The sequence below is a fragment of the Streptomyces avidinii genome, from assembly GCF_045161815.1.
GTDB classification, from domain to species: Bacteria; Actinomycetota; Actinomycetes; order Streptomycetales; family Streptomycetaceae; genus Streptomyces; species Streptomyces avidinii.
The window spans coordinates 7,920,338-7,941,951 of the sequence record NZ_CP108863.1 but is presented as its reverse complement, the minus strand read 5'-3'; the positions used below and the strand labels follow the sequence as shown (position 1 = coordinate 7,941,951).

Here is a 21,614-nt window from a genome sequence, read left to right as displayed (position 1 = left end):
TTGATCACCCCAGGAGGACAAAATGGCTGACGAAACCGACACCCCGCAGGACGAGTCCCCCGCCGACGCGGCCAAGCGCAAGTTCCGGGAGGCCCTGGACCGCAACGCCGCGAACGCCCAGTCCCAGCAGGCGCACCAGAGCCGGGCCAAGGTGCAGGGCGCCAGCAGCGGCCCCGGCGGGAAGAACAAGAAGGTCCGCCGCAAGACCGGCTGACCCTCGGATCCGAGGAGCTCGCCCCCGCCGTCGCGGCCGGGGGTGGCTCAACCCGGCATTGAGCCACCCGGGTGAGTGGGGATAACCCCGAGCGCTGTCGACAGTTGATCAGCACGTCCCGCCGAGGGCAGCTATCTCATGCGACAGTGCGACAGAAGGATCCCCACATGTTCAAGAAGTTCATGGCCACCGCAGCCGCCACCGCCGCCGTGCTCGGCGCGGGTGCCGCAGTCGCCTCCCCGGCGATGGCGATCGGCAACGACAACGGCATCAACACCGTGAACGGCAACGGCGCGGCCCAGCTGTACGGCAACCAGGAGACCCACGGCAGCATGAGCCCGCAGCTCGGCGCCATCCAGGGCTCGCTCAACAAGCTCTGCGTCGGCCTGCCGGCCAAGGTCAACGCCCAGTCCCTGGTCGCGATCCTCGCCAACATCGGTGTCCAGGACGTCAACGTCCTGTCGAACCCGCAGAACCAGCAGTGCGCCGAGAACTCCACCCAGGCCAAGGGCGACGAGGCCCTCTCGCACATCGCCAGCAACATCCCGGTCCTCTCCGGGAACCTCTCCTCGGGCAGCTGATCGGTTCGATTTCGCGCCGGTGTCACGCGTCACGCGTGATACCGGCGCGTTTCATTTGGTCTAGACCTTGACAGGTTCAGACCATTCTCGCTTCAGTGGGCACTGTCGTCCCCCACGGCAAGTCCCCCCACTGAAGGAGCAGTTACGTGACACGTGCGCTTCGTCGCCGCGCCCTCTCCCTGGCCGCCGCCGCGGCCGTCACCGTCGGCCTCGCCATCGCCCTCCCCTCCTCCCACGCCGCCGCGGCACCCCCCTGCGCCGGCGCCTGGGCCTCCTCCGCCGTCTACACGGGCGGCATGAACGCCTCGCACGGCGGCCACAACTGGCAGGCGAAGTGGTGGACCCAGGGCGAAACGCCGGGCACCACCGGCCAGTGGGGCGTCTGGTCGGACCAGGGCGTCTGCGGCGGCGGTGGCCAGGACCCGGACCCGGATCCGGGCAACCCCACCGGATTCGTGGTCTCCGAGGCCCAGTTCAACCAGATGTTCCCGAACCGGAACCCCTTCTACACCTACAACGGCCTGGTCGCGGCGCTCTCCGCCTACCCGGGCTTCGCCAACACCGGCGACGACACCGTGAAGCGGCGCGAGGCCGCGGCCTTCCTGGCCAACGTCTCCCACGAGACGGGCGGACTCGTGCACATCGTGGAGCAGAACACCGCCAACTACCCCCACTACTGCGACGCGACCCAGCCCTACGGCTGTCCCGCCGGGCAGGCCGCCTACTACGGCCGCGGGCCCATCCAGCTCAGCTGGAACTTCAACTACAAGGCGGCCGGTGACGCCCTCGGCATCAACCTCCTCGCCAACCCGTACCTCGTGGAGCAGGACCCGGCCGTCGCCATGAAGACGGCGCTCTGGTACTGGAACACCCAGAACGGCCCGGGCACGATGACCGCCCACGCCGCCATGGTGAACGGCGCGGGCTTCGGGGAGACCATCCGCTCGATCAACGGCGCCCTGGAGTGCAACGGCGGCAACCCCGCCCAGGTCCAGAGCCGGATCTCGAAGTACCAGAGCTTCACGCAGCTGCTCGGGGTGACACCCGGGAACAACCTCGGCTGCTGAGCGGCGGTACCGCCGGCGGTGCGTTCACCGCGTGCGCAGCGCGGTGACCAGCTGGGCCCGGGACCGTACGTCGAGCTTCTGGTAGATACGGGTCAGCCGCGCCTCCACCGTCTTGACGCTGAGGAACAGCTTCGCCGCGGCCTCCTGGTTGCTTGCGCCCTGGCTGACCAGCAGCGCGAGCCGGGTCTCGGCGTCGGTCAGGGTCGCGGCCGCCGGCAGCTGCGCGCCGGCGGCCTCGCCGGGGGCCGGTTCCCGGGCGAGCTCCGTCCAGGGGGCGGCCCCGGCCCGGTCGAACACCTCGGCCGCGGCCCGCAGCGCCGCGCGGGCCGGGGCCCGGCGGCGTCGGCGGCGCTCCACCCGGGCCAGGGCGAGCAGCGTGCGGCCGCGCTCCAGCGGTAGCCGGAGGGCGTCGAAGCGCTGGGCGGTGGTCTCCAGCAGGTGCACGGCCGCGTCGGCGTCGCCCTGCGCGGACAGGCACAGGCCCCGGGCCCGGTCGAGGGCCGCGACGACCCCGGTCCGGCCGAGGCCGACCGCGACCGTACGGACGGAGGCGAGCAGCCGGGCCGCTTCGTCCGGTGCGTCGGCGGCGATCAGGGCCTCGGCGAGCTCCCCGTGCCAGCGCAGGATCGAGGGGTCCACCACCTGTTGGGCGGCCTCCAGTTCGGCGACCCGGCGCAGGGTGGCGACGGCCTTCGCCGCCTCTCCCGTGGCGAGTTCGACGAGGCCGAGCGCGTGCAGGCTGCGGGAGAGGAAGACCTGGTCGTGCTCCTCCTGCGAGGCCTGGATGCCGCGCCGGGCGTAGCTCTCGGCCCGGGCGAAGCTGCCGCCCATGGTCTCGGCCATCGCGGCGACGTACCAGGCCGGGCCGGGTGAGAGGCCCGCGTCGATCGTGAGCTCCAGGGCCCGGCGGGCGTGGGCGGAGGCCGCCTCGCAGCGGCCGCTGCGCAGTTCCACCTCGGTGAGGCTGCGCAGCACCTCGAAGACGTCCTCGGCGGAGCCGGTGCGCTGGACGGCCGGCAACAGGACCATCAGCTGGCGGCGGGCGTCGTCGAGGCCGTCGTCGAAGAGCGCGTGCCGGACGGCGAGGTACTGGGGGGCGTTGCGCATGCCGAGCGGCACCTCGGGGGCGGGCAGGGCGAGGGCCTCGGCCAGGATCGCCTCGGCGCCCGGGTCGCCGAGGATGCGGCCCATGCGCGCCCGTACGGTCAGGGCCATGGCCTCGGCGACCTGGTCGCCGCCGAGCGCGGCGAGCGCCCCGGCGCGGGCGGCGGCGTCGCGGGAGCGGACGGGGTCCCCGTCGCTGAGGTTGTGCTTCCAGGCGATCCGCAGCTGGACGGCGGCCTGGAGCGAGGGATCCCCGGCGGCCTCGTCCATGGCGTGGGCGAAGGTCTCGTCGAGGGCGCCGAGGGCCTGCCCGGCGGCGTCGATCACGGCGAGCCGGGCGCGTACCCGGTCGGCGGGCGAGGCGTCGCGGGCCAGGACGGCCCGGGTGGCGCGGCGGGCGAGGTCGGCGCGGCCGGCCCAGCCGGCGTCCTCGGCGGCCGTGACCAGCCGGGCCAGTTCCTCGCCGGCCAGCCAGGACGGCGTGCGTTCGGCGGCGAGGAGGCCCAGTTCGGCGGCGAGGGCGCGCTGGCCGCGGCGGCGGCAGGCCGCGGCGGCCTCGGTGATCTCCGTGGCGAGCCACTGGTCGGGGGTGTCCACGGCCAGCGCGCGGTGGCGTACGGCCTGGACCGGGTCGTCGACGGCGGCGGCCAGGGCCGCGTGTCCGGCGGCGCGTTCGGGCCAGCCGGCGTCGGCGGCGAGGGCGGTGGGCAGAGCGCCGGCGGTGAACTCCACGGTGCCGTCCTCCCCCACCCTGACCAGCGCGGCCCGTTCCGCCTCGGCCAGCTCCGTCTCGGCGTCGGGGCGGCCGGCCCGGCGCAGCAGGGAGATGGTGGGGCGGGTGGCGAGGGCGGCGAGCAGCAGGGTGCGGCGGGCCGGTGCGGGGGCCGCGGCGAGCAGCCGGCGGGCCACCTCGCGGGCCTGCCCGGAGACGGGCAGGGTGTCGGCGTGGTGGGCGCTGCAGTCCCGGGCCTCGGCGGCTTCGGCGAGGGAGTGGCCGAGGGCGAGGGCGAGGCGCGGGTTGCCGCCGCTGGCCTGGTGGATGCGGCCGGCGAGGCGGGCCGGGAGGCCGTGCTGAAGGAGGAGTTCGGCGACCTCGTCGGCGCCCAGCGGGGGGACGCGGATGGCGGGGACGCCGGGGCCGCAGAGGGGTTCGCCCACCGGGACCCCGCCCTGGACGCATTCGGCGACCAGGACCCGTACGCGGGGCGGGGTGAGGCGCAGTGCGAAACGGAGCAGGTCGGTGCTCTCGGCGTCGAGCCACTGGGCGTTGTCGAGGACGAGCAGGACGGGGTGGCGGGCGGCGAGCGTACGCAGTACCTCGACGACGGCGAGGCGCAGGGCGATGTGGTCGCGGCCGGCCCGGGGGGCGTCGGCCTCGCGGCGCAGGAGGGCGATGGCGGTGCGCTGGGGGCCGGAGAGCTGTTCCAGGGCGCCGCAGGGCACGGAGGCGAGGAGGGCGGCGGCGGACGCCTCGGGTATCCATTGGTCGGCCGCCTCGGGGGCGAGACAGAGCACGGTCTCACGGCGTTTTTCGGCCGCGGCCGCGACGGCCCGCACCACCTCGGTCTTGCCCGCGCCGGCCGGTCCGGTCAGGAGCGCCCGGCCGTGCGCGATCAGCGCGCGGTCGACCGCCTTGATCAGTTCCCCGTGTCCGACACTTGTGTCAGCGTGCCCCGTCGCCGCCACCACGCACAGCCACCAGCCTCTCGATCCCCAGCTCCTGTGCCCTTCCTGTGAGAGGCGACAATACGAGGTCGAGTGGTGGGTGGACACGGATTGTGACGCAGAAATCAGTCACGTGCCGGGAAAACCCGTCGGACCTGCCGATACGAGGTGTATCGGCAGGTCCGCGGGTTTGCCTTGGTCCGTACTATCTGGCCGTCAGGCCGAGTTGGTGCCTGATCAGAAGGTCAGGTTCCAGGAGTCGATCTTGCCGGTGTCGCCACCGGCGTTGTCGTTGACCCGCAGCTTCCAGGTTCCGTTGGCGACCTCGGAGGAGGCGTTCACGGTGTACACCTGGTTGATGTTGTCGGTGCCGCTGCCGGAACGGTTGTGCAGGGTGTAGACGCTGCCGTCCGGGGCGATCAGGTCGACCTTGAGGTCACCGATGTAGGTGTGAACGATGTTCACGCCCACCTTGAGGGTGGCCGGGGCGTTGCCGGTGACACCGGTGACGGTGATCGGGCTCTCCACGGTGCTGTTGTCCGCGATGGTGTAGTCCGTGGTGTTCTCGCGGCCCGAGGTGGGCGGGGTCGAGGTCACGGCGGCGACGGTCGCGGCGGCGTCGGCGAGACCGGCGCCGCAGCCACCGGTGCAGGTGCCGGGCAGCGGGCGGGAGTTGGCCTTGATGGCCGTCTCGATCTGGGCCGGGGTCAGCGAGGTGTTCGCCGACTTCAGCAGGGCGGCGAGACCCGCGATGTGCGGGGCGGCCATGCTGGTGCCCTGGTAGGGCTTGTAGATCTCGGCGCCGGGGGTGGTGGTGCCCGCGTTCAGCGTGGAGAGGATCGCGTTCTCGGGGGTGGTGACGGTGCCGGGCGTGTCGGTGGCGCGGCGGGTCTCACCGCCCGGGGCGGCGATGTCGATGATCGTGCCGTAGTTGGAGTAGTACGAGCGCTCGCCGGCACGGTTGGTCGACGCCACGTTGATCACGTTGTTGCAGCTGGCGGGCGAGTAGCCGGACGCGTTGGCGTTGCTGTTGCCGGCGGCGACCACGACGGTCGTACCGCGGGCGACGGCGGAGTTGATGGCGTTCTGGTAGCTGGTGCCGCAGGCACCCGGGCCGCCGAGGCTCATGTTGATGACCTTGGCGGGGGTGGCGTTGGCCGGGATGCCCGCGACGGAGCCGCCGGAGGCCCAGGTGATGGCGTCGACGATGTCCGAGGTCGAGCCGCCGCACTTGCCGAGCACGCGGACGGGCTGGATCTTCGCGCCGTAGGCGATGCCCGCGACACCCTTGGAGTTGTTGGTGGCCGCGGCGATGGTGCCCGCGACGTGGGTGCCGTGCCAGGAGGAGGTGCTGGCCTTGGAGCCGACCCCGCACTCGCCGTCGGTGGCGTTCCAGTCGCCCTCGTCGGCCGGGTTGCTGTCGCGGCCGTTGCCGTCACGGGCCTCGGAGGCGGTGGAGATGAAGTCGTAGCCGGAGACGACGTTCGGGGCGACGTCCGAGTGGGCGACGTAGCCGGTGTCGATCACGGCCACGGTGACGCCGGAGCCCGTGGTCTTGTCCCAGGCACCGGGGACGTTCATGCCGGCGGTGGCCTCGAAGAGGTCCCACTGCTTGGCGTACTCGGTGTCGTTCGGGGTGACGGCCTGGGCGTAGGCGCGGGTGTCCGGCTCCACGTAGGCGACGTCCGGGTCGGCACGGAACTGGGCCATCACGTCGGCCGCGGCGGCCGGGGCCACGGTCCCCCCGAGGTTGACCAGCGCGGCTCCGGTGCCGAGGCGACGGTCGAACTTCGCCTTCTTGCCGGCCTTCTTGCCCTTGGCTGCGGCGTCGTCGGCCGCGGCGGTGTTGGAGCTTGCCTCGGTGGCCGAGGACTTGTATCCGACGATGAGGTTCTCGACCGGCGCGGTCGGGGCGACCGTGGCTGCGGGGGCCGCGGCGGGGTTCTCGGTGGCCAGGGCCACGGAGGCGGTCGCGGAGCCGGCGAGCAGGGTGACGGACATGGCCACCACGGATATGAGCCTACGTCTGGATGCGTGCACGAGTTCCCTTTCGCGGGCCGTTCCGGGCAGGCCGGAGCGGCCGGTCGGTGCAGTGTGGGAGGTTCCGGCGGCCGCGGGGCCGGGAGCGAGGTGGTCGAACTCGCCCCGGCCGCCGCGCGCCACGTTGCCGAGCCGCAACGGCGGGGCAGGGCAACGGCAGTCCCGGCTCTCCCCCCGACGGTGCGGCCTTCACGCCATGTGGGGTTGGCGTGTGTGCCGTAGAGCCGGGGGAAGATCGCCGGTGGGCAGACAGTAGGCAACACGGGGATGAACTCGATACGGGGAAAACCCTTGTCCACCCCCTGCCGCACCCCCCGGAGGTCCCTCGGCAGGGCGCTGACCAGGGGAAATTACTGCGGCGGGAAGAGCCTGCGGAAGTAGGTCCAGCTGGTCTCGTTCGGCTCGCTCCACTTCTCGGGAGCGTGGGCGAATTCGGGGTGCCGTTCGGCGATGTACGCCCGGGTGCGCTCCGGGACCTGCGCGTACGAGTCCAGCTTGCGGCCGCGGCAGTGGAAGGTGAGCCCGCCGGGGCGCTGCCCCTGTTCCATCCAGGGCAGCCACGGGGACATCCGCGTCCAGGACATCGTGGCGGGGACGCTCGCGGCGTCGGTGGTCAGTGCGGTCGCGGGCGCGAAGAACTGGAAGAGCTCCAGGGCGCGGTAGGTGTCGTCGGCCGAGTGGGCGGGGTACTCCGCGACCGGCAGGGGCGAGGGGTAGGCCAGCGGGATCTCCAGGCTGAAGCAGACCTGATCGCCGAGTTCCGTGACGGGGACCGGGAAGGGCCGCCACTTCTGGTTGGCCGGATCGTTCCAGACGTGGACCACCGGCTTGTCCTGCCAGGTCTCCAGGATCTCCCGGGTCCCGGCGTCCAGGTAGAACGCGGCCTCCCGGGACAGGAGCCGGTGGCCACCGGTCTCCTCGTCCGCCACGAGGCGCGCGACGTTGAGCCCTTCGAAGCCGAAGAGGCGCCGGTAGGGCTCGCCGGGCGCCCAGGAGTGCACGTCCCCGGTCCACCAGTAGGTGACCTCGGCGCCGTCGAGCGAGGCGCGGGTGCGGGCGAATGCGTGCAGGAGCTCGGCGGGTGTCAGCGCTGATGTCATACGGCTCACTGTGTCCGGCCGCCGCGCGACCGGACAAGCGGCCCCACGGACAACCTGGACCCCTCGGTACGGCGGCGGCCCGGAGGGCGTCGACCCGCCGGCAGCCGCAATCAGGCACCTCCGGTCCGCCGGGATCAGCCCGGCCTGTGGCCGGCGAAAACGGCTGGCGGCAGACCCGATGCCCGGGGTAGGAAGGACGCCATGAGCATCTCCGCGCCCCGGACCGGCCCCCGGCTCCCTGCCGACCGGCGGGCCTTCGTCCGCACCACGCTCGACCTGGGCGATGTGCTGTTGCGCCCGTGGGGTCGGGAGGCGGCCGAGTCGGACACGGTGCTGGACGGCCTGGTCGCCGCCGCGGCGGACCCGATGGTCGCCCTCTGGAACCCCTTCCCGGCAACCGACCGCAGCGAGGCGCTGGCTTGGCTGGACTCCCGGGACGCGGGCTGGGACCGCGGCGCCGGCGCCTCCTTCGCCGTGCTGACCGCTACCGACGGCACGCTGCTGGGCAGTGTGACCCTGCGCTGGGTCGACCGCGCGGACGGCCTCGCGATGATCGGCTACTGGATCCAACCGGCGGCCCGCGGGCGGGGCGTGGCGACCCGGGCGACGGCGGCGGTCACCGACTGGGCCTTCCGCACGGCGGACGCCCGTCGGATCGAGATCGCCCACGCGGTCGGCAATGAGGCCTCCTGCCGGGTGGCCCACCGCTGCGGCTACCTCCCCGAAGGCACCCTGCGCGACTCTCACCGCTTCGGCGACGGGGCGTACCACGACGAGCACCTGCACGCCCGGCTGGCCACCGACCCCCAACCGGCCGCCGACGTACGCGTGGACATGCCCGGGCCCTGACGCCCGCTCGGCGCTACCGGGAGCCGTACCGTTCGAACAGGGCCTGAAGGTATCCCTCCAGCCTCTCGGTCAGCACGTCGACCGTCAGGTCCACGCGGCCCAGTTCGCGCCAGGGGACGGCGACCTTCTCCGCGTCCGGGGCGAAGCCCAGCGCGTCCAGCAGCCGCCAGTAGAGATGGGCGGCGGGGTCCTCGGCCAGGGTTCCTCCCGCGGCGACGTAGCGGTCGGCGAAGCGCATGCCGGCGGGTACGCCGTGCAGAAGGGCCAGGGCCGTCGAGCAGTGCGCCACGTCCAGGTCGGCCGGCCCCCAGGAGGTCTCCACCCAGTCGACGACCCCACTGATCCGCAGGTCCCCCTCGGTGCCCGTGAAGAGGACGTTCCCGGGATGGAAGTCCCGGTGCAGGAAACACCCCTGATGGGGCGGGGCATCACGGCGGATGACGTCGACCGCCCGCCTCCAGAGCCCGGGCCGCCCGGTGGCCGCGGGCGGGGTCACCCGCTCGGGAGAGGCCCAGGCCTGGTAGGTGCGCGGGCGTCGATGCGCGGGTACCGGCAGCCGGTGGATACCCACCAGTTGCCGGGCCAGCAGTTCGGCGCGGTCGTCGGCGCCCCGGTCGTCCAGGCGCACGGTTCCCGGCAGCAGGGACATCAGCAGGGAGGGGTGGTCGCAGTACTGCGCCGTCGCATCCACCGCCACCAGCGCCGCGGCGGGCACGTCCGTGTCGCCGAGCAGGCGCAGGACGGTCGCCTCCCGGGTCAGCAGGCCCTCCGCGTGCCGGAGGTAGAAGGGCCTGACGAAGGACCGCAGGACGAGTGAGCGCCGACCGTCCGGACCACCGTCGAGGTCCAGACGCCGCATCTGCGAGGTCCAGCCACCGCGCAGCCGCACCGCCTTGTCGATGCGCTCCGCCTCGGGCAAACCCTTCTCCACCCAGGAGCGGCTGGCGTCCCAGCCCTCCTGGTCGAACCCTGCGCCCATGCCCGCGACCCCTTTCACCCGAACCTTTCCAGGCACACTAGCCGCCCTGCGGCGACCGCCATTCGGATGCCAGGTTGACGACGGGGGCGCCACCGGCAACCGTGACCGCCATGTGGAACGAACACCGGCTGCTCACGCTCGTCATCTGCCTGGTTCTGGGCAGCGGGCTGATCGCAGCGGTACTGGGAGTATCGCGGGCCGCCGGGCCGCACGCCGGGACGGCCGCCGGGCGGCCCGCAGCATCCGACTATGTCGATATACGTGACGTTCCGCGCGTCCCGGCCGCCGCACCCGCCCCGGGGCCCGAGGGGTCGGCCGGCTCCATGGTGGTGGAGTGCGGCCGCAACGAGCAGGGCCACTACAACGAAGACAATCTGGTGGTCTCGCCCGGCCTGCTGGGCGGCGCCCACCACACGCACGCCTACGTCGGCAACCTCTCCACGAACGCGATGTCGACCGCGGCGTCCCTGGACGCCGCCGCCACGAGCTGCACGGGCGGCGACCGGTCCACGTACTACTGGCCCGTCCTGCGGCGCCCCGACCGCCCGGGCGCGCGCCCGCACGAAGGTTCGGCGGGGCACGGCAACGTCGGCGAGATCCTGCCGGAGGCCTCGGTCGTGGTGGAGTACCGCGGCAATCCGGTGAGCAAGGTCGTGGCGATGCCGCGCTTCCTGCGCGGGATGACGGGCGACGCCGTCGCGTACACGGCGGCCGACGATGCCGACGTGCGGGCCCGCTGGGGGTGTTCGGGCTCCCCGGACCGGGCCACCACGCGCTACCCGCGCTGTCCCGCGGGTGACCGGGTGACCCGCACCCTGGTCTTCCCGAGCTGCTGGAACGGCCTCGACACCGTCGGCGCCACGCACCGTTCGCACCTGCGCTTCCCCGCCGCGAACGGGGTCTGCCCGAAGGACACCTTCCCGGTGCCCGAACTGCGCCTCTCCCTCGCCTACGACGTCCCCCCGGGGCTGAAGGTGGCGCTCGACTCCTTCCCGGAACAGCGGCACAGCCCGAAGACCGATCACGCGATGTTCGTGAACGCGATGACCGACCGGCAGATGGCCGTGGTCGTCGGCTGCCTCAACGAGGGCCGCGCCTGCCGGACCTGAGTGACGCAGGTCACGTGAACCGGATGCGTCCCTGTGGCGTGTTCCGACCGCACCACATATGCGAGGAAGACGGAGAGGGTGAGATGGCCGGACCACTGTGGCCCCGCACTCGGCGGGGCTCGACCGATGAGGCACTGATCAAGTCGGTGTACGAGGAGCACGGTCACGCCCTGCTCGCGTACGCCACCCGGCTCACCGGAGACCGGGCCGCCGCCGAGGATGTCGTCCAGGAGACGCTCATCCGGGCCTGGCGGCACTCCGAGGTGCTGGTGAACGGAAAGGGCTCGGTACGCGGCTGGCTGCTCACGGTGGCCCGCAACATCATCACCGACCGCTACCGGGCCAAGGCCGCCCGGCCCGCGGAGGTGTCCGGCGCCTCGTCCGCTCCCCCGGTGGAGGCGGACCACGCCGATTCGGTGGTGGACAGCATGACGGTCCTGGGGGCCCTCGACCAGCTGTCGCCGGAACACCGCGACGTACTGAAGGAGTTGTACTACCGGCAGCTCAGTGTCGCGGAGGCGGCCGACAGCCTCGGCATTCCGGCGGGCACGGTCAAATCGCGTTCGCACTACGCCCTCAAGGCGCTGCGCGACGTCTTCAAGAGCGACGGCTTCAGGGACATCGGTTCCAGAGAAGGAAAACGATCGGGCAGGCCGCCCCAGCAGCCCGCCGGACTGCGTGAGGTGGTGGCATGAACCGGCAGCGGCACGAGGAGGAACTGCTCGGCCCCTACGTACTCGGCGTCCTGGACGCCGAGGAGATCCGCCGGATCGAGGAACACACGAGCGGGTGCGTGCAGTGCCGGGAGGAGGTGGCCGCGTTGCGCGAGATGGAGGCGGCACTGGGCGAGGTGCCCGAAGAGGCGTTCCTCGACGGTCCGCCACAGGGCGGGGACCTGCTGCTCCAGCGCACCCTGCGGCAGATGCGCGGTGAACAGGCGGGTGACCGGCGCCGGCGCGCCGGGCTGACGGGGCTGGCCGTGGCGGCCTCGCTGGCCGCCGTGTTCTGGGCCGGCACCCAGCTGGGTACGGGTGATTCGGGTGCCGTCGCACTGCCTGTGCCGCCCTCCCCGACGGCCACGGCGGATCCTTCGCCGCCGCCCGCCGGGACCAAGGTGCTCTCCGGGACCGACAAGGTCACGGGTGCGCGGATGACCGTACAGATGACGCCCGCCACCAAGTGGGTGCGGGTGCATGCGGCGGTCACGGGCGTGCCGCCGGGCGAGCGGTGCCGGCTGGTCGTCGTCTCCAAGAACGGTACGCGCACCACCGCCGCCGGCTGGGTCACGGGCAGCCAGAACGGCGAGGCCAAGGGCGCGGCACTGGACGGATCGGCGGCCGTGGACCCTGCGGACGTCAGGGCGATCCTGGTCGAGAACGAGTCGGGCAGGACGTTCGTGTCCGTACCGGTGCCCGTCTGACCGGAACCGGTCCGGCCGGAACGTGACGGAGCCCGGGAGCATATCCAGCTCCCGGGCTCCTGCTTGCCACCCAATTGCGCACACCGGCACGTTTAAGAGTCGCGGATCATTCTTAGATCGACGTGTTCTGCCTTTGAACTACCGCGCCACGAGGAGAGGCGCAGAGGGGACTTGAACCCCCATCCATCGATGATCGTCCACGCTCGGTCGATCCGGTGTTCGGCGGCGAATACTGAGACTGGAGCGAGAATCTGAGATTAACGGGGCCGCCTCTACCGGCTTGGGCCACCCCGGCACGTAATGCCGGGGGAGGGATTCGAACCCCCAACTGACACCCCTGTTCAGCTTCAACATCAGTTTCAGCTTGCGCTCTCGCGCACCCCCTGCAGACATACAGAGGGAGTCTTCGGGGCTACCTGAACAGGTAGCCGAACACCGCGTCCCCGACCCGCTGGTCGGTGACCTCGGCGCTGTTGGCCTCCTCGCGGGCGAACTTGACGGCCTGCTGGAGCTTCTCCACGCGGTCGAGCAGCTCGTTGACCCGCCGGGCGGGGAGCGCACCGGAGAACTTCACGGTCGTCCAGTAGCCGACCGGAACGTCCTCGTAGTACACCTCGACCTGCGCCGGGTGCTTCTCGGTGGCTTCGGCCTTCACGTGGTTGCGCGGCACCTTCTTGGTGCGGATGGTGCGCACCGGGTCCGTCTTCCAGGAGTCCGTGGACGGGTCCAGGTTCCAGGACTCGGAGGCGTCCAGCACCGGCAGCTTCCGTACGAAGGTGTGCATGTCCGTGAGCTGCTTCTCCAGGAAGAGCAGATACGGCACGGGCACCTGCGCCAGCAGGACCGTCCCGTCCACGACGACATCGGCGGCCGCGGTGCGGTTGGCCCAGTCCTTGGTCGCCGTCACGTCGAACAGCCGCGTGAGCGTTCCGGCCGTCGCCCGCAGCACGTCCTCGGCCTTGATCTGCACCCGGGTGGACTCGGGCGGCAGTTGCTCGCCCTCCTCGTCCTTGGGCTGGTAGGCCCGGGAGATACCGGCCAGGAGGGCGGGCTTCTGGACGTCGTGGTGAGCCTGCGTGAGCTCCTGGAGGGACTTGGACTTGACGCCCTTTTCCACTGCGATGATCTGATTCAGCTTCGGCACGCGGTCAACCTAGCAGCCGATTGTCCGATGATTCACCGGATTTTCCGGCACCTGCGCCCGCCCGTACGGCGGACCCCGGGCCGCACCCGGTGGTCCGAAGCGCAGAGCCCGGAAACGAAGCCCGGAAACGAAGCCCACAAGGAAGCCCACACGCGGACCGATCATCACATTGCGGTCCATGACATCCTGTGACGTCACAACTCGCCGGACGGTATCGGCGGACGTCCGGGGAATATGGGGAAGGTCCATGAGGCTCTGCTTCCTGGTGGAGGAGCACTACCGCCACGACGGCATGCCGAACGAGGTGATCGGGCAGCTGACCGCGTGGGGGCACCAGGTGGACGTGGTGCGGCCCGGTGGCTCGCTGCTGCGCATGACCGAGGTGGTGGACGCGGGTGCGCACGACGCCTGGGTGCTCAAGACGGTGTCCGGCGGTCCGGGTCTGACGCTGCTGGAGGCGGCGGCCGCGGCCGGGATGACCACCGTCAACGACGCCCGGTCGATCCGGGGCGTACGGGACAAGGCGCTGGCCGCCGCCATCGGGCGCGGCCGGGGGCTCCCGCTGCCGCCGACGTACGCGGTGGCCCTCCCCGAGCTGCTCCGGGAGATCCCGGCGGCGGAGTACCCGCTCGTCGTCAAGCCCGCCGACGGCAGCTCCGGGCGGGCCGTGCACCTGGTGCCGTCGCCGGAGCGGCTGGAGTCCTTGCTGCCCGTGCTCGCGGGCGAGGGCCTGCTCATCGCCCAGCCCTACGTCCCCAATTCGGGTACGGACATCAAGGTGTACGGGGTCGGCGGGGAGCTGTTCGCGACCGAGCGGTGTTCCCCGTTGCACCCGGACCCCTCGGTGCGGGAGCGCCGCGTGCCGCTGTCGGCCGAAGTGGCGGCGATCGCCGCCCAGGTGGGGGCGGTCTACGGACTCGACCTGTACGGCGTGGACGTGCTGCTGGGCCCGGACGGTCCGGTGGTCGTCGACGTGAACGACTTCCCGAGCTTCCGTCAGGTGCCGGACGCGGCGGCGCGGGTGGCCCGTGCGGTCCTGGGGCTGGCGCGGGCGGGCGGTTCGGCGCAGCCGCCGGCGACCGCGACGGTGCCCTCGCCCGCGCCGCCACCGTACGCGGCACTTCCCCTGTCGGTCCCGGCGCAGGTCTCGGCCGTGGGGAGCGACGGCGCGTGAGGATCGGCCTGATCACCCCGGAGCCCGGGCACCCGCTGCTCGCGGACACCACCGCGCTGCTCGCCCCGGAGCACACGGTCGAAGCCGTCGACCCGGCCGCGCCCGGGGCGGCGGCGCCGCTCGCCGAGGTGTACCTGCTGAAGTCGCGGACCCCGCAGGCGCTGGAGCTCGCGCGGGACCTGGAGCGGCGCGGGGCGGCCGTGGTGAACTCCGCTGCGGCCACCGCGCTGTGCCAGGACCGTACGGAGATGGCGGAGCTCGCGCTGCGGGCCGGCCTGCCCTTCGCCGCCACCCGTACCCCCGGGGCCTTCTCGGCGTGGGCGGCCGGAGCCCGGCTCGACGGCCCCGTGGTCGTCAAGAGCCGGCGCAGCCGCCGGGGCGACCTGGTGGCCCGCGTCGACGACATGGCGCGCCTGCGGCAGTTGGCGCGGGAGTGGCCGCACGAGCCGGTGGTGGTGCAGGAGTACGCGCCCAACAGCGGCTGGGACCACAAACTGTGGGCGATAGGGGACGAGGTCTTCTCGGCCCTGCGCCGCTCCGAGCTCTCCCCCGGGGGCCGTGGCCCGACCCGGTCCCTGGCCGTGGCCGAGCTGCCCTCCGGATGGGCCGACCTGGTGCGCGAGGTGGGCGCGGTGTTCGCGCTGGACGTCTACGGCGTGGACATCATCGACACCGGGGGCGGGACACCGCTGATCGTGGACATCAACGCCTTCCCCGGAATCCGGGGCCAGGCGGGCGCCCCCGAGGCCCTCGCGGCGCTCGCCCTGCGCCGCGCAGGTCCGGACGGGGGAACGCGCGGGGTGTGAGGGCCCCGGCCCGGTGTCGCGGCGCGGACGGGCGGCGGGCCCCCCGAGGATCGGGCCATGGGCGTCGTCCTGCCGGTCCTCTTCGCGCTGTTCGCGGCGTTCAGCAACGCGCTCGCCACGGTGCTCCAGCGGCGGGCCGCGCTCACCGTGCCGCAGAGCGACGGCTTCCGCTTCGGGCTGGTGCTCGATCTGCTACGACGCCCGCTGTGGATCGGCGGCATCCTGGCCGTCATCGCGGCCGGAGCCGGGCAGGCCGTGGCCCTGGCCACGGGCGCGCTGGCCCTCGTACAGCCGCTGTTCGTGCTGGAGCTGCCGCTCGCGCTGCTGATCGCCTCGCTGGTGACGCGGCAGCGGCTGCCGGGGGCGCTGTGGCTGGCCGTGGCGGGGGTGGTGGCGGGGCTCGGGATCGCGCTGGTGGCCGCCTCGCCCGCGGGCAACCGTACGGACGTCCCGGCCGAGCGCTGGGTGGTGGCCCTGGCGGCGTGCGCGGTCGCCGTCGCGGCCCTGGCCGTCGCCGGGCTGCGCCGCCCGCCCGGCCGCGCGCGGGCCGGCTGTCTCGGCGCCGCCACGGCCGTCTGCTACGCGCTGACGGCCGCCCTGATGAAGTCGGCGGTGCACGTCCTCGACGACAGCGGCTTCGTCGCCTTCCTGACCACGTGGGAGACGTACGCCTTCGGAGCGAGCGGCATCTGCGCCCTGCTGCTGCTCGAACACGCGATGCAGGGCGGGCCGCTGGTCGCCTCGCAGCCCGCGCTGACCCTGGGCGACGCGAGCATCAGCGTCGCGCTGGGCGTGGTCCTGTACGAGGAACACCTGCGGTCGAACTGGTGGCTGCTCCCGCAGCTGCTGGGCATCGCCCTGATCTGCGCGGGGGTGCTGGCCCTGGCCCGGGCCGGGGAGGGCGCGCCGTGAACCGCCCCCGGGAGACGGACACGGCCCGGTAGCGTGCCGGTCGGTCGAGCGGAGGGTGGGAGCCGTGCGAGCGGTGGTCTTCGAACGGTACGGCGAGCGGGCCGAGGTCAGGGACGTGGCGGAGCCGGCTCCGCCCGCGGGCGGAGTGGTGGTGCGGGTGGAGGCCACCGGGCTGTGCCGCAGCGACTGGCACGGCTGGATGGGGCACGACCCGGACATCGTGCTGCCGCACGTGCCCGGGCACGAACTCGCGGGTGTGGTCGAGGCCGTGGGGTCCGGTGTCGCGAACTGGCGGGTCGGTGACCGGGTCACGGCGCCGTTCGTGTGCGCCTGCGGCAACTGCGCCGACTGCGCGGCCGGCGACCACCAGGTGTGCGCCCGGCAGACCCAGCCCGGGTTCACCCACTGGGGGTCCTTCGCCGAGTACGTGGCCCTGGACCACGCCGACGTGAACCTGGTGGCCGTCCCCGAGGAGCTCTCGTACGCGACGGCGGCCGGTCTCGGCTGCCGCTTCGCGACGGCGTTCCGGGCGGTGGTGGCGCAGGGCAGGGTGGCGGCGGGCGACTGGGTGTCCGTGTACGGCTGCGGTGGGGTGGGGCTGTCCGCCGTGATGATCGCGGCGGCGGCCGGGGCCCGGGTGGTCGCCGTGGACACGGCGCCCGAGGCGCTGGAACTGGCGCGGAGGTTCGGCGCCGTGCACGGCGTGGACGCCCGGGACGGCACCGACACCGTGCGGGCGGTGCGGGAGTTGACCGGCGGGGGCGCGCACCTCTCGCTCGACGCACTGGGGTCACCGGCGACGGCGGCGGCCTCGGTGGCCGGGCTGCGCCGGCGGGGGCGGCACGTGCAGGTGGGGCTGCTGCCGGCGGCGGCCGGCCCGGCAGCCCTGCCGATGGACCGGGTGATCGGCTGGGAGCTGGAGATCCTCGGGAGCCACGGGATGGCGGCGCACGCGTACCCGCCCATGATGGAGCTGGTGCGGGGCGGCGTGCTGCGGCCGGACCTGCTGGTCACCTCGACCATCCCGCTCGACGCCGCCCCGGCGGCGCTGGCCGCGATGGGTACGTCGCCTGGGCGCGGGGTCACGATCATCCTGCCGGGAGCGGCAGCGCGCGGCTGAGCTACGATCGCCCGACCCGAATGGACGGGCTGTGCGGGAAGGGCGGGCGGGGCCGTGGGCATGCGTTCCGGAAACCGAGTGGCGGGCGCCGTGACCGTGGCGCTGGCGGGCGCCCTGATGCTGGTCGGCTGCTCCGGCGGCGTGGACGGACCGGACGCCGGGAAGCCGGGCGCTCCGGCCCCGGGCTCCGGCCCGGCGACCGGGCCGCCGGCTCCCTCCCCCTCGGAGCCGGCGACCGCGCCACCGTCCGCCCCGGCCGCGGAGCCGAGTCCTTCGGCCACCGGCGGACCGGCGCCGGGGCCGACCCCTGCGGGCCCGTCGGAGATCCCGCAGAACCCCGACCGGGGCGCCGGCTCGCCGCCGGCGAGCTGGAAGCCGACGCCCTTCGACCCGGAGGACCCGTCGATCCCGAACTACACGGTGCCGCCGCCCATGCGGTAGCCGCCGCCGGCCTGGAGCTGCCCGGGCAGGGGTGTCCGTGCGTACGCGCCCGACAGCAGGTGGCCCGCGCCCGGGGCCACCGCGTCCAGGTCCAGGGCGCGGAGCATCTGGTGGGCGGTGCAGACCGCCGCCGACACCACCGGCTTGCCGAGGAGTTGCTCGGCCTCCTCGATGGCCCCCAGGGAGGGCATCTGCACGCAGGCCGAGAGTACGACCGCGTCCGCGTCGGCGTGGTCCAGGGCCCGCGCGAGGCCCGGCAGCCGGGCCGGGTCGTGGGCGGCGACGTCGAGGTTGTCAGGGATCTCGAGGGCCTGGTGGTCGAGGACCTCGATGCCCTCGTGCGTGAGGTAGTCGACGACGGTCCGGGTGAGCGGGCGCATGTAGGGGGCCAGCAGCACGATCTTCCGGGCGCCGATGGTGTGCAGCCCGTGGACGAGGGCGCCGGCGCTGGTGACGACGGGGGCGGGCGCGCCGTTCTCGGCGGTCCGGGTGTGCAGGCGCTGCTCCGAGGTGCGGTGGTAGCCGAGGCCCATGCTCATGATGGCGACCAGGCAGGCGTAGCCCAGGACGTCGACCCGGGCGTCGGAGAGCTCCACCGCGCAGCGGTCGGAGTCGGCGTCCATGGCCTTGAGCTGTTCCGGGGTCACATGGGTCATGCGCATCCGGCTGGAGTGGAAGGTGAAGCGCTCGTCGGGCACGACGGCCTCGCGGGCCCGGAGGACGGCCGGGACCTCGGTCTCCATGGTGACGTTGGAGCTCGGCACGATCTGGCCGATGCGGTAGGTGCGGGGTGACACGGGTACTCCTCTTTGCCGGTGCGGGGTCAGCGGGCGTCGACGACGGGGTTGCTCAGGGTGCCGATGCCTTCGACCGTGGCTTCGACGGTGTCACCGGGGCGCAGGAACTCGGGCGGGACCATGCCGGCGCCGACGCCCGAAGGCGAGCCGGTCGCGATCACGTCCCCGGGCTCCAGCGTCATGCCGGAGCTGATGTCGGCGATGAGGCGGGCGATGGGGAAGAGCATGTGCCGGGTGTTCGACTTCTGCTTGGTGACGCCGTTGACGCGCAGCGAGAGGTCGAGGGCCATGGGGTCGCCGATCGCGTCGCGGGTCACGACCACCGGGCCGAAGGGGGCGTAGGAGTCCTGGCCCTTGGAGAAGAACCACTGTCCGGAGCGGCGCTGGTCGCGGGCGCTGATGTCGTTGACGATGCTGAAGCCGAAGATGTGCCCGTACGCCTCCTCCTCGCCCACCCGGAAGGCGGTGCGGCCGATGACGACGGCGAGCTCGCACTCCCAGTCCAGCTGGGTGGTCAGGTCGGCGTTGTGCAGGATCGGTGCTCCGGGGCCGGTGACGGCGGTGGCGGGCTTGCCGAAGAGGACCGGGCGCGGCGGCAGGTCCTTGTCGGTGTCGAGGCTGCGGCTGGACTCCTCGACGTGCTCGATGTAGTTGAGGCCGACTCCGATGATCTTGCCGGGGCGCAGGGGTGCGCGCAGGTGCACGGCATCGGAGCGGTGCACGGCCTCGGCCGGGCGGCCGGCGGGGTCCGCGGCGAGCAGGCTCCGGGCCGCCTCCAGGGCGGCGGGGCCGGCCTGGACGAACGACAGCAGGTCGTGCGGGAGTCGCACGCCGGCGTGGTCGGCGAGGGCCGCGAGGTCGAGGACGAGGCCGTCGGTCTCGACGCCCAGGCGTTCGGTGGTGTCGGCGGGGCCGCGGGTGAAGGTCAGCAGGCGCATGCGGGGGCTCCTCGCGGGTCAGGCGGCGGTGACGGGCTGGTGGCCGCCGTGGTCGGGGTACGCCTCTTCCCGGTGGAATCCGAGCGAGCGCATGACGGGGAAGTCGTTGAAGGAGAAGAGGCAGGCGTCCTCGGCGGGGTCGAGGTTGTGGTGCTCGTGCCAGGCCCAGGAGGGGACGCAGAAGATGTCGCCCTGCTGCCACTCGAAGCGCCGGCCGGCGATCACCGATACGCCGCGCCCCTTGGCCGCCGTGTAGACCACCGAGCCGGTGTGGCGGTGGGCGAGGGTGGCCTGGCCGGGGCGCAGCAGCTGCATGTGGGCGCCCATGGTGGGCATGACGGAGCCGCCCGTCACCGGGTTGGTGTACTCCGCGATGATCCCGTCGTACGGGGAGCCCTCGGTCGCCTTCGCGAGGCCCCGCAGGGCCTCGTACGTGGGCTCCCAGGGGTAGGCGAGCAGCGGCGAGTACGGCCGGGTCCACTTCTCCACGCCGTACGGCAGGAGGTTCGCCGCGTAGGTCAGCACCGAGGAGTTGATGACCTTTCCGGGGGTCTGGTACAGCTCGGGGTGGACCTCGTAGAACCCGGCGTCCAGGGCGTTGACCAGGGGGATGTCGAGTCCGTCCTGCCAGATGACGGGGGCGTCGTCGGCGTCGTTGCCGTGCTCGTGCCAGGTCCCGTTGGGGGTGATCGCGAAGTCGCGGGGGCCGACCTTCAGCTTCTGGCCGTCGACGATCGTCCAGGCTCCGGTGCCCTCGTGGACGAAGCGCAGGGCCGCGGCCTGGTGGCGGTGGGCGGTCATGGCCTCGCCGGGGCCCATGATCTGGAGCCCGGTGTAGAGGAGTCCGGCGGCGGCGCTGACCTCCTTTCGGCCCGGGTTGACGAGCATGACGACCCGGCGGCCGGCGTCGTCGCCCGCGACGAGGCCGAGGGCCTTGTGGACCAGCGGGCGCAGGTCCGCGTAGCGCCACAGCACGGGTACGGACCGCGGCTGCGGGTACCAGGGCTCGATGTCGTTGGCGACGGTCCACAGGGCGCCCGCGTCGAGCGTGGCGAGCTCCTCGTAGTAGCGGGTGAGTTCCGGGGTGTCGGACACGCGGGCGCGGCCGAGCATGGTGTCGTCCTGCTCGATGGTCATACGTCCTCCTCGGAAGGGACGGGGGTGGCGGGCGCGGTCGGCGCGGCGGGCGCGGTGAAGGTGACCGGCGTTCGGGGCCGGTTGTCCACTTCGAGGCGGAAGACGTCGAAGCGGTTGTAGTGGCCGACGATGTCGTGCATCTGCTTGGGCTGGATGCACCGGGCGAGGTCGATCTCCCCGTAGACGATGCCCTCCTCGTCGACGAGGGGTTCGGTGACCGGGCGGCCGTCGGGGCCGAAGATCCCGGACAGGGCGCTGCGCGGCCGGGTGAACTGCTTCCGCAGCTCCTCGTCGTCCCCGGCGAGGGCGTCCACGATCTCCGGGGAGACGGTGGAGCAGGCCACGACGGAGAAGACCTTCCCCTCGAAGCTGTGGGCGGCGGTACGGACCGCGATCGCTTCGGCCATGTCGTAGTCGGCGGGGGCGACGGGCAGGGCGATGTAGCAGGAGGCGTGGACGAGTTCGCCCTGCGCGAGGAGGGCGAAGCGGGCCAGCGTGTTGGTGTTCTCGCCGCAGGCCAGCACGCCGAGCGGGCCGACGGGGGTGTGGTGGACGACGAGGGAGCTGCCGTCGCCGCCGGTCCAGGTGAGCTTCTCGGCCCAGGTCGGCACCAGCTTGCGGTGCACACCGAGGAGTTCGCCGTCGGGCCCGATGGTGAGCAGGGTGTTGTAGAGGACGCCGAGGCTGTGCGGGGCGCGCTCGTTGACCCCGATGACGAGGACGATGCCGTGCCGGCGGGCCGCCGCGCGCAGCCTGTCGACGTGCGGGCCGGGGATGTCGACGGAGGCGCGCTGGAGCCGCTCGAACCAGGGGGAGCCCTGGACCGGGTTCATCGTCCAGTTCCAGTAGGGGTAACCGGGGACGAACACCTCGGGAAAGACGACCAGTTCGGCGCCGCCCGCCGCGGCCTCCGCGATCAGGGCCACGGCCTTGTCGACGGTGGCGGCGGGGTCGAGGTAGACGGGCGCGGCCTGGACGGCCGCCGCCGTGAAGCGGGGCAGGTGGTCCCTGTCCATG

Annotated in this window: 21 protein-coding genes; 12 read left to right on the top strand and 9 right to left on the bottom strand. The window is 72.9% G+C overall.

Going from position 1 to position 21,614, the window contains the following annotated elements; genetic code table 11:
* The first annotated feature begins 22 nt into the window (after nt 1-22).
* The 3 genes from OG373_RS35875 (at nt 23) to OG373_RS35865 (ending at nt 1,862) form a co-directional block, all read left to right on the top strand.
* Nucleotides 23-214, top strand: a complete 192-nt coding sequence (locus OG373_RS35875; RefSeq protein WP_030384532.1) for a DUF5302 domain-containing protein — start codon at nt 23-25, stop codon at nt 212-214.
* 167 nt (nt 215-381) lie between these two features.
* Nucleotides 382-795, top strand: a complete 414-nt coding sequence (locus OG373_RS35870) for a rodlin (protein WP_405442820.1) — start codon at nt 382-384, stop codon at nt 793-795.
* A 146-nt stretch (nt 796-941) separates the two neighbouring features.
* A complete protein-coding gene (locus tag OG373_RS35865; protein ID WP_405442818.1) occupies nt 942-1,862 on the top strand; it encodes a glycoside hydrolase family 19 protein in 921 nt (306 codons plus the stop codon).
* A gap of 24 nt (nt 1,863-1,886) precedes the next feature.
* Here OG373_RS35865 and OG373_RS35860 read toward each other — a convergent pair whose 3' ends face one another.
* From OG373_RS35860 to OG373_RS35850, 3 genes are all read right to left on the bottom strand, one after another.
* On the bottom strand, nt 1,887-4,655 hold the full coding sequence (locus tag OG373_RS35860; protein WP_405442817.1) for an AAA family ATPase: 2,769 nt from the start codon (nt 4,653-4,655) through the stop codon (nt 1,887-1,889).
* A gap of 213 nt (nt 4,656-4,868) precedes the next feature.
* Entirely contained in the window at nt 4,869-6,632 is a 1,764-nt protein-coding gene (locus OG373_RS35855; protein ID WP_405444324.1) for a S8 family peptidase, read from the bottom strand.
* A gap of 389 nt (nt 6,633-7,021) precedes the next feature.
* A complete protein-coding gene (locus OG373_RS35850; RefSeq protein WP_405442816.1) occupies nt 7,022-7,771 on the bottom strand; it encodes a DUF1838 family protein in 750 nt (249 codons plus the stop codon).
* 201 nt (nt 7,772-7,972) lie between these two features.
* Here OG373_RS35850 and OG373_RS35845 point away from each other — a divergent pair, with 201 nt between their 5' ends.
* Nucleotides 7,973-8,620, top strand: coding sequence for a GNAT family N-acetyltransferase (locus OG373_RS35845; protein ID WP_405442815.1), 648 nt, complete (start codon nt 7,973-7,975; stop codon nt 8,618-8,620).
* A gap of 13 nt (nt 8,621-8,633) precedes the next feature.
* Here the strand turns inward: OG373_RS35845 and OG373_RS35840 are convergent, their stop codons facing one another.
* On the bottom strand, nt 8,634-9,599 hold the full coding sequence (locus OG373_RS35840; RefSeq protein WP_405442814.1) for a phosphotransferase family protein: 966 nt from the start codon (nt 9,597-9,599) through the stop codon (nt 8,634-8,636).
* A 110-nt stretch (nt 9,600-9,709) separates the two neighbouring features.
* On the opposite strand from OG373_RS35840, the gene OG373_RS35835 reads away from it, so the two are divergent.
* The 3 genes from OG373_RS35835 (at nt 9,710) to OG373_RS35825 (ending at nt 12,128) form a co-directional block, all read left to right on the top strand.
* On the top strand, nt 9,710-10,708 hold the full coding sequence (locus OG373_RS35835) for a DUF1996 domain-containing protein (RefSeq protein WP_405442813.1): 999 nt from the start codon (nt 9,710-9,712) through the stop codon (nt 10,706-10,708).
* 83 nt (nt 10,709-10,791) lie between these two features.
* The gene (locus OG373_RS35830) at nt 10,792-11,403 is read left to right on the top strand and encodes a sigma-70 family RNA polymerase sigma factor (RefSeq protein WP_030384524.1); all 612 of its coding nucleotides are present in this window, start codon (nt 10,792-10,794) and stop codon (nt 11,401-11,403) included.
* Entirely contained in the window at nt 11,400-12,128 is a 729-nt protein-coding gene (locus OG373_RS35825; protein ID WP_405442812.1) for an anti-sigma factor family protein, read from the top strand. The genes OG373_RS35830 and OG373_RS35825 overlap by 4 nt, the downstream gene beginning before the upstream one ends.
* A 412-nt stretch (nt 12,129-12,540) precedes the next feature.
* Here OG373_RS35825 and OG373_RS35820 read toward each other — a convergent pair whose 3' ends face one another.
* On the bottom strand, nt 12,541-13,272 hold the full coding sequence (locus tag OG373_RS35820) for a hypothetical protein (RefSeq protein ID WP_405442811.1): 732 nt from the start codon (nt 13,270-13,272) through the stop codon (nt 12,541-12,543).
* 247 nt (nt 13,273-13,519) lie between these two features.
* On the opposite strand from OG373_RS35820, the gene OG373_RS35815 reads away from it, so the two are divergent.
* The 5 genes from OG373_RS35815 (at nt 13,520) to OG373_RS35795 (ending at nt 17,725) form a co-directional block, all read left to right on the top strand.
* The gene (locus tag OG373_RS35815; RefSeq protein WP_405442809.1) at nt 13,520-14,446 is read left to right on the top strand and encodes a RimK family alpha-L-glutamate ligase; all 927 of its coding nucleotides are present in this window, start codon (nt 13,520-13,522) and stop codon (nt 14,444-14,446) included.
* A complete protein-coding gene (locus OG373_RS35810) occupies nt 14,443-15,252 on the top strand; it encodes a RimK family alpha-L-glutamate ligase (RefSeq protein WP_405442808.1) in 810 nt (269 codons plus the stop codon). Before OG373_RS35815 ends, OG373_RS35810 begins: the two co-directional genes overlap by 4 nt.
* Before the next feature lie 57 nt (nt 15,253-15,309).
* Nucleotides 15,310-16,164, top strand: a complete 855-nt coding sequence (locus OG373_RS35805) for a DMT family transporter (RefSeq protein WP_405442806.1) — start codon at nt 15,310-15,312, stop codon at nt 16,162-16,164.
* A 64-nt stretch (nt 16,165-16,228) separates the two neighbouring features.
* Nucleotides 16,229-17,284, top strand: coding sequence for a zinc-dependent alcohol dehydrogenase family protein (locus tag OG373_RS35800; RefSeq protein WP_405442804.1), 1,056 nt, complete (start codon nt 16,229-16,231; stop codon nt 17,282-17,284).
* Nucleotides 17,285-17,344: 60 nt separating this feature from the next.
* Complete coding sequence (locus OG373_RS35795) at nt 17,345-17,725, top strand: hypothetical protein (protein ID WP_405442803.1); 381 nt, start codon at nt 17,345-17,347, stop codon at nt 17,723-17,725.
* Here the strand turns inward: OG373_RS35795 and OG373_RS35790 are convergent.
* The 4 genes from OG373_RS35790 to OG373_RS35775 form a co-directional block, all read right to left on the bottom strand.
* Nucleotides 17,698-18,468, bottom strand: coding sequence for an Asp/Glu racemase (locus OG373_RS35790; RefSeq protein ID WP_405444322.1), 771 nt, complete (start codon nt 18,466-18,468; stop codon nt 17,698-17,700). The two genes, OG373_RS35795 and OG373_RS35790, sit on opposite strands and share 28 nt — an antisense overlap.
* Before the next feature lie 80 nt (nt 18,469-18,548).
* Nucleotides 18,549-19,460, bottom strand: a complete 912-nt coding sequence (locus OG373_RS35785) for a fumarylacetoacetate hydrolase family protein (protein WP_405442801.1) — start codon at nt 19,458-19,460, stop codon at nt 18,549-18,551.
* Nucleotides 19,461-19,478: 18 nt separating this feature from the next.
* The gene (locus OG373_RS35780; RefSeq protein ID WP_405442799.1) at nt 19,479-20,597 is read right to left on the bottom strand and encodes a cupin domain-containing protein; all 1,119 of its coding nucleotides are present in this window, start codon (nt 20,595-20,597) and stop codon (nt 19,479-19,481) included.
* Nucleotides 20,594-21,613 carry a carbon-nitrogen hydrolase family protein gene (locus tag OG373_RS35775; protein ID WP_405442797.1) on the bottom strand — a complete coding sequence of 340 codons (1,020 nt, stop codon included), beginning with the start codon at nt 21,611-21,613 and terminating at the stop codon, nt 20,594-20,596. Before OG373_RS35775 ends, OG373_RS35780 begins: the two co-directional genes overlap by 4 nt.
* Nucleotide 21,614: the final 1 nt, after the last annotated feature.

Excerpts from the sequence above, each read along its gene's own strand:
- OG373_RS35875 (WP_030384532.1), top strand. The coding sequence starts at position 23 with ATGGCTGACGAAACCGACACCCCGCAGGACGAGTCCCCCGCCGACGCG.
- OG373_RS35870 (WP_405442820.1), top strand. The coding sequence starts at position 382 with ATGTTCAAGAAGTTCATGGCCACCGCAGCCGCCACCGCCGCCGTGCTC.
- OG373_RS35855 (WP_405444324.1), bottom strand. The coding sequence starts at position 6,632 with ATGTCCGTCACCCTGCTCGCCGGCTCCGCGACCGCCTCCGTGGCCCTG.
- OG373_RS35850 (WP_405442816.1), bottom strand. The coding sequence starts at position 7,771 with ATGACATCAGCGCTGACACCCGCCGAGCTCCTGCACGCATTCGCCCGC.
- OG373_RS35845 (WP_405442815.1), top strand. The coding sequence starts at position 7,973 with ATGAGCATCTCCGCGCCCCGGACCGGCCCCCGGCTCCCTGCCGACCGG.
- OG373_RS35840 (WP_405442814.1), bottom strand. The coding sequence starts at position 9,599 with ATGGGCGCAGGGTTCGACCAGGAGGGCTGGGACGCCAGCCGCTCCTGG.
- OG373_RS35835 (WP_405442813.1), top strand. The coding sequence starts at position 9,710 with ATGTGGAACGAACACCGGCTGCTCACGCTCGTCATCTGCCTGGTTCTG.
- OG373_RS35830 (WP_030384524.1), top strand. The coding sequence starts at position 10,792 with ATGGCCGGACCACTGTGGCCCCGCACTCGGCGGGGCTCGACCGATGAG.
- OG373_RS35825 (WP_405442812.1), top strand. The coding sequence starts at position 11,400 with ATGAACCGGCAGCGGCACGAGGAGGAACTGCTCGGCCCCTACGTACTC.
- OG373_RS35815 (WP_405442809.1), top strand. The coding sequence starts at position 13,520 with ATGAGGCTCTGCTTCCTGGTGGAGGAGCACTACCGCCACGACGGCATG.
- OG373_RS35805 (WP_405442806.1), top strand. The coding sequence starts at position 15,310 with ATGGGCGTCGTCCTGCCGGTCCTCTTCGCGCTGTTCGCGGCGTTCAGC.
- OG373_RS35795 (WP_405442803.1), top strand. The coding sequence starts at position 17,345 with ATGCGTTCCGGAAACCGAGTGGCGGGCGCCGTGACCGTGGCGCTGGCG.
- OG373_RS35790 (WP_405444322.1), bottom strand. The coding sequence starts at position 18,468 with ATGGAGACCGAGGTCCCGGCCGTCCTCCGGGCCCGCGAGGCCGTCGTG.
- OG373_RS35785 (WP_405442801.1), bottom strand. The coding sequence starts at position 19,460 with ATGCGCCTGCTGACCTTCACCCGCGGCCCCGCCGACACCACCGAACGC.
- OG373_RS35780 (WP_405442799.1), bottom strand. The coding sequence starts at position 20,597 with ATGACCATCGAGCAGGACGACACCATGCTCGGCCGCGCCCGCGTGTCC.
- OG373_RS35775 (WP_405442797.1), bottom strand. The coding sequence starts at position 21,613 with ATGGACAGGGACCACCTGCCCCGCTTCACGGCGGCGGCCGTCCAGGCC.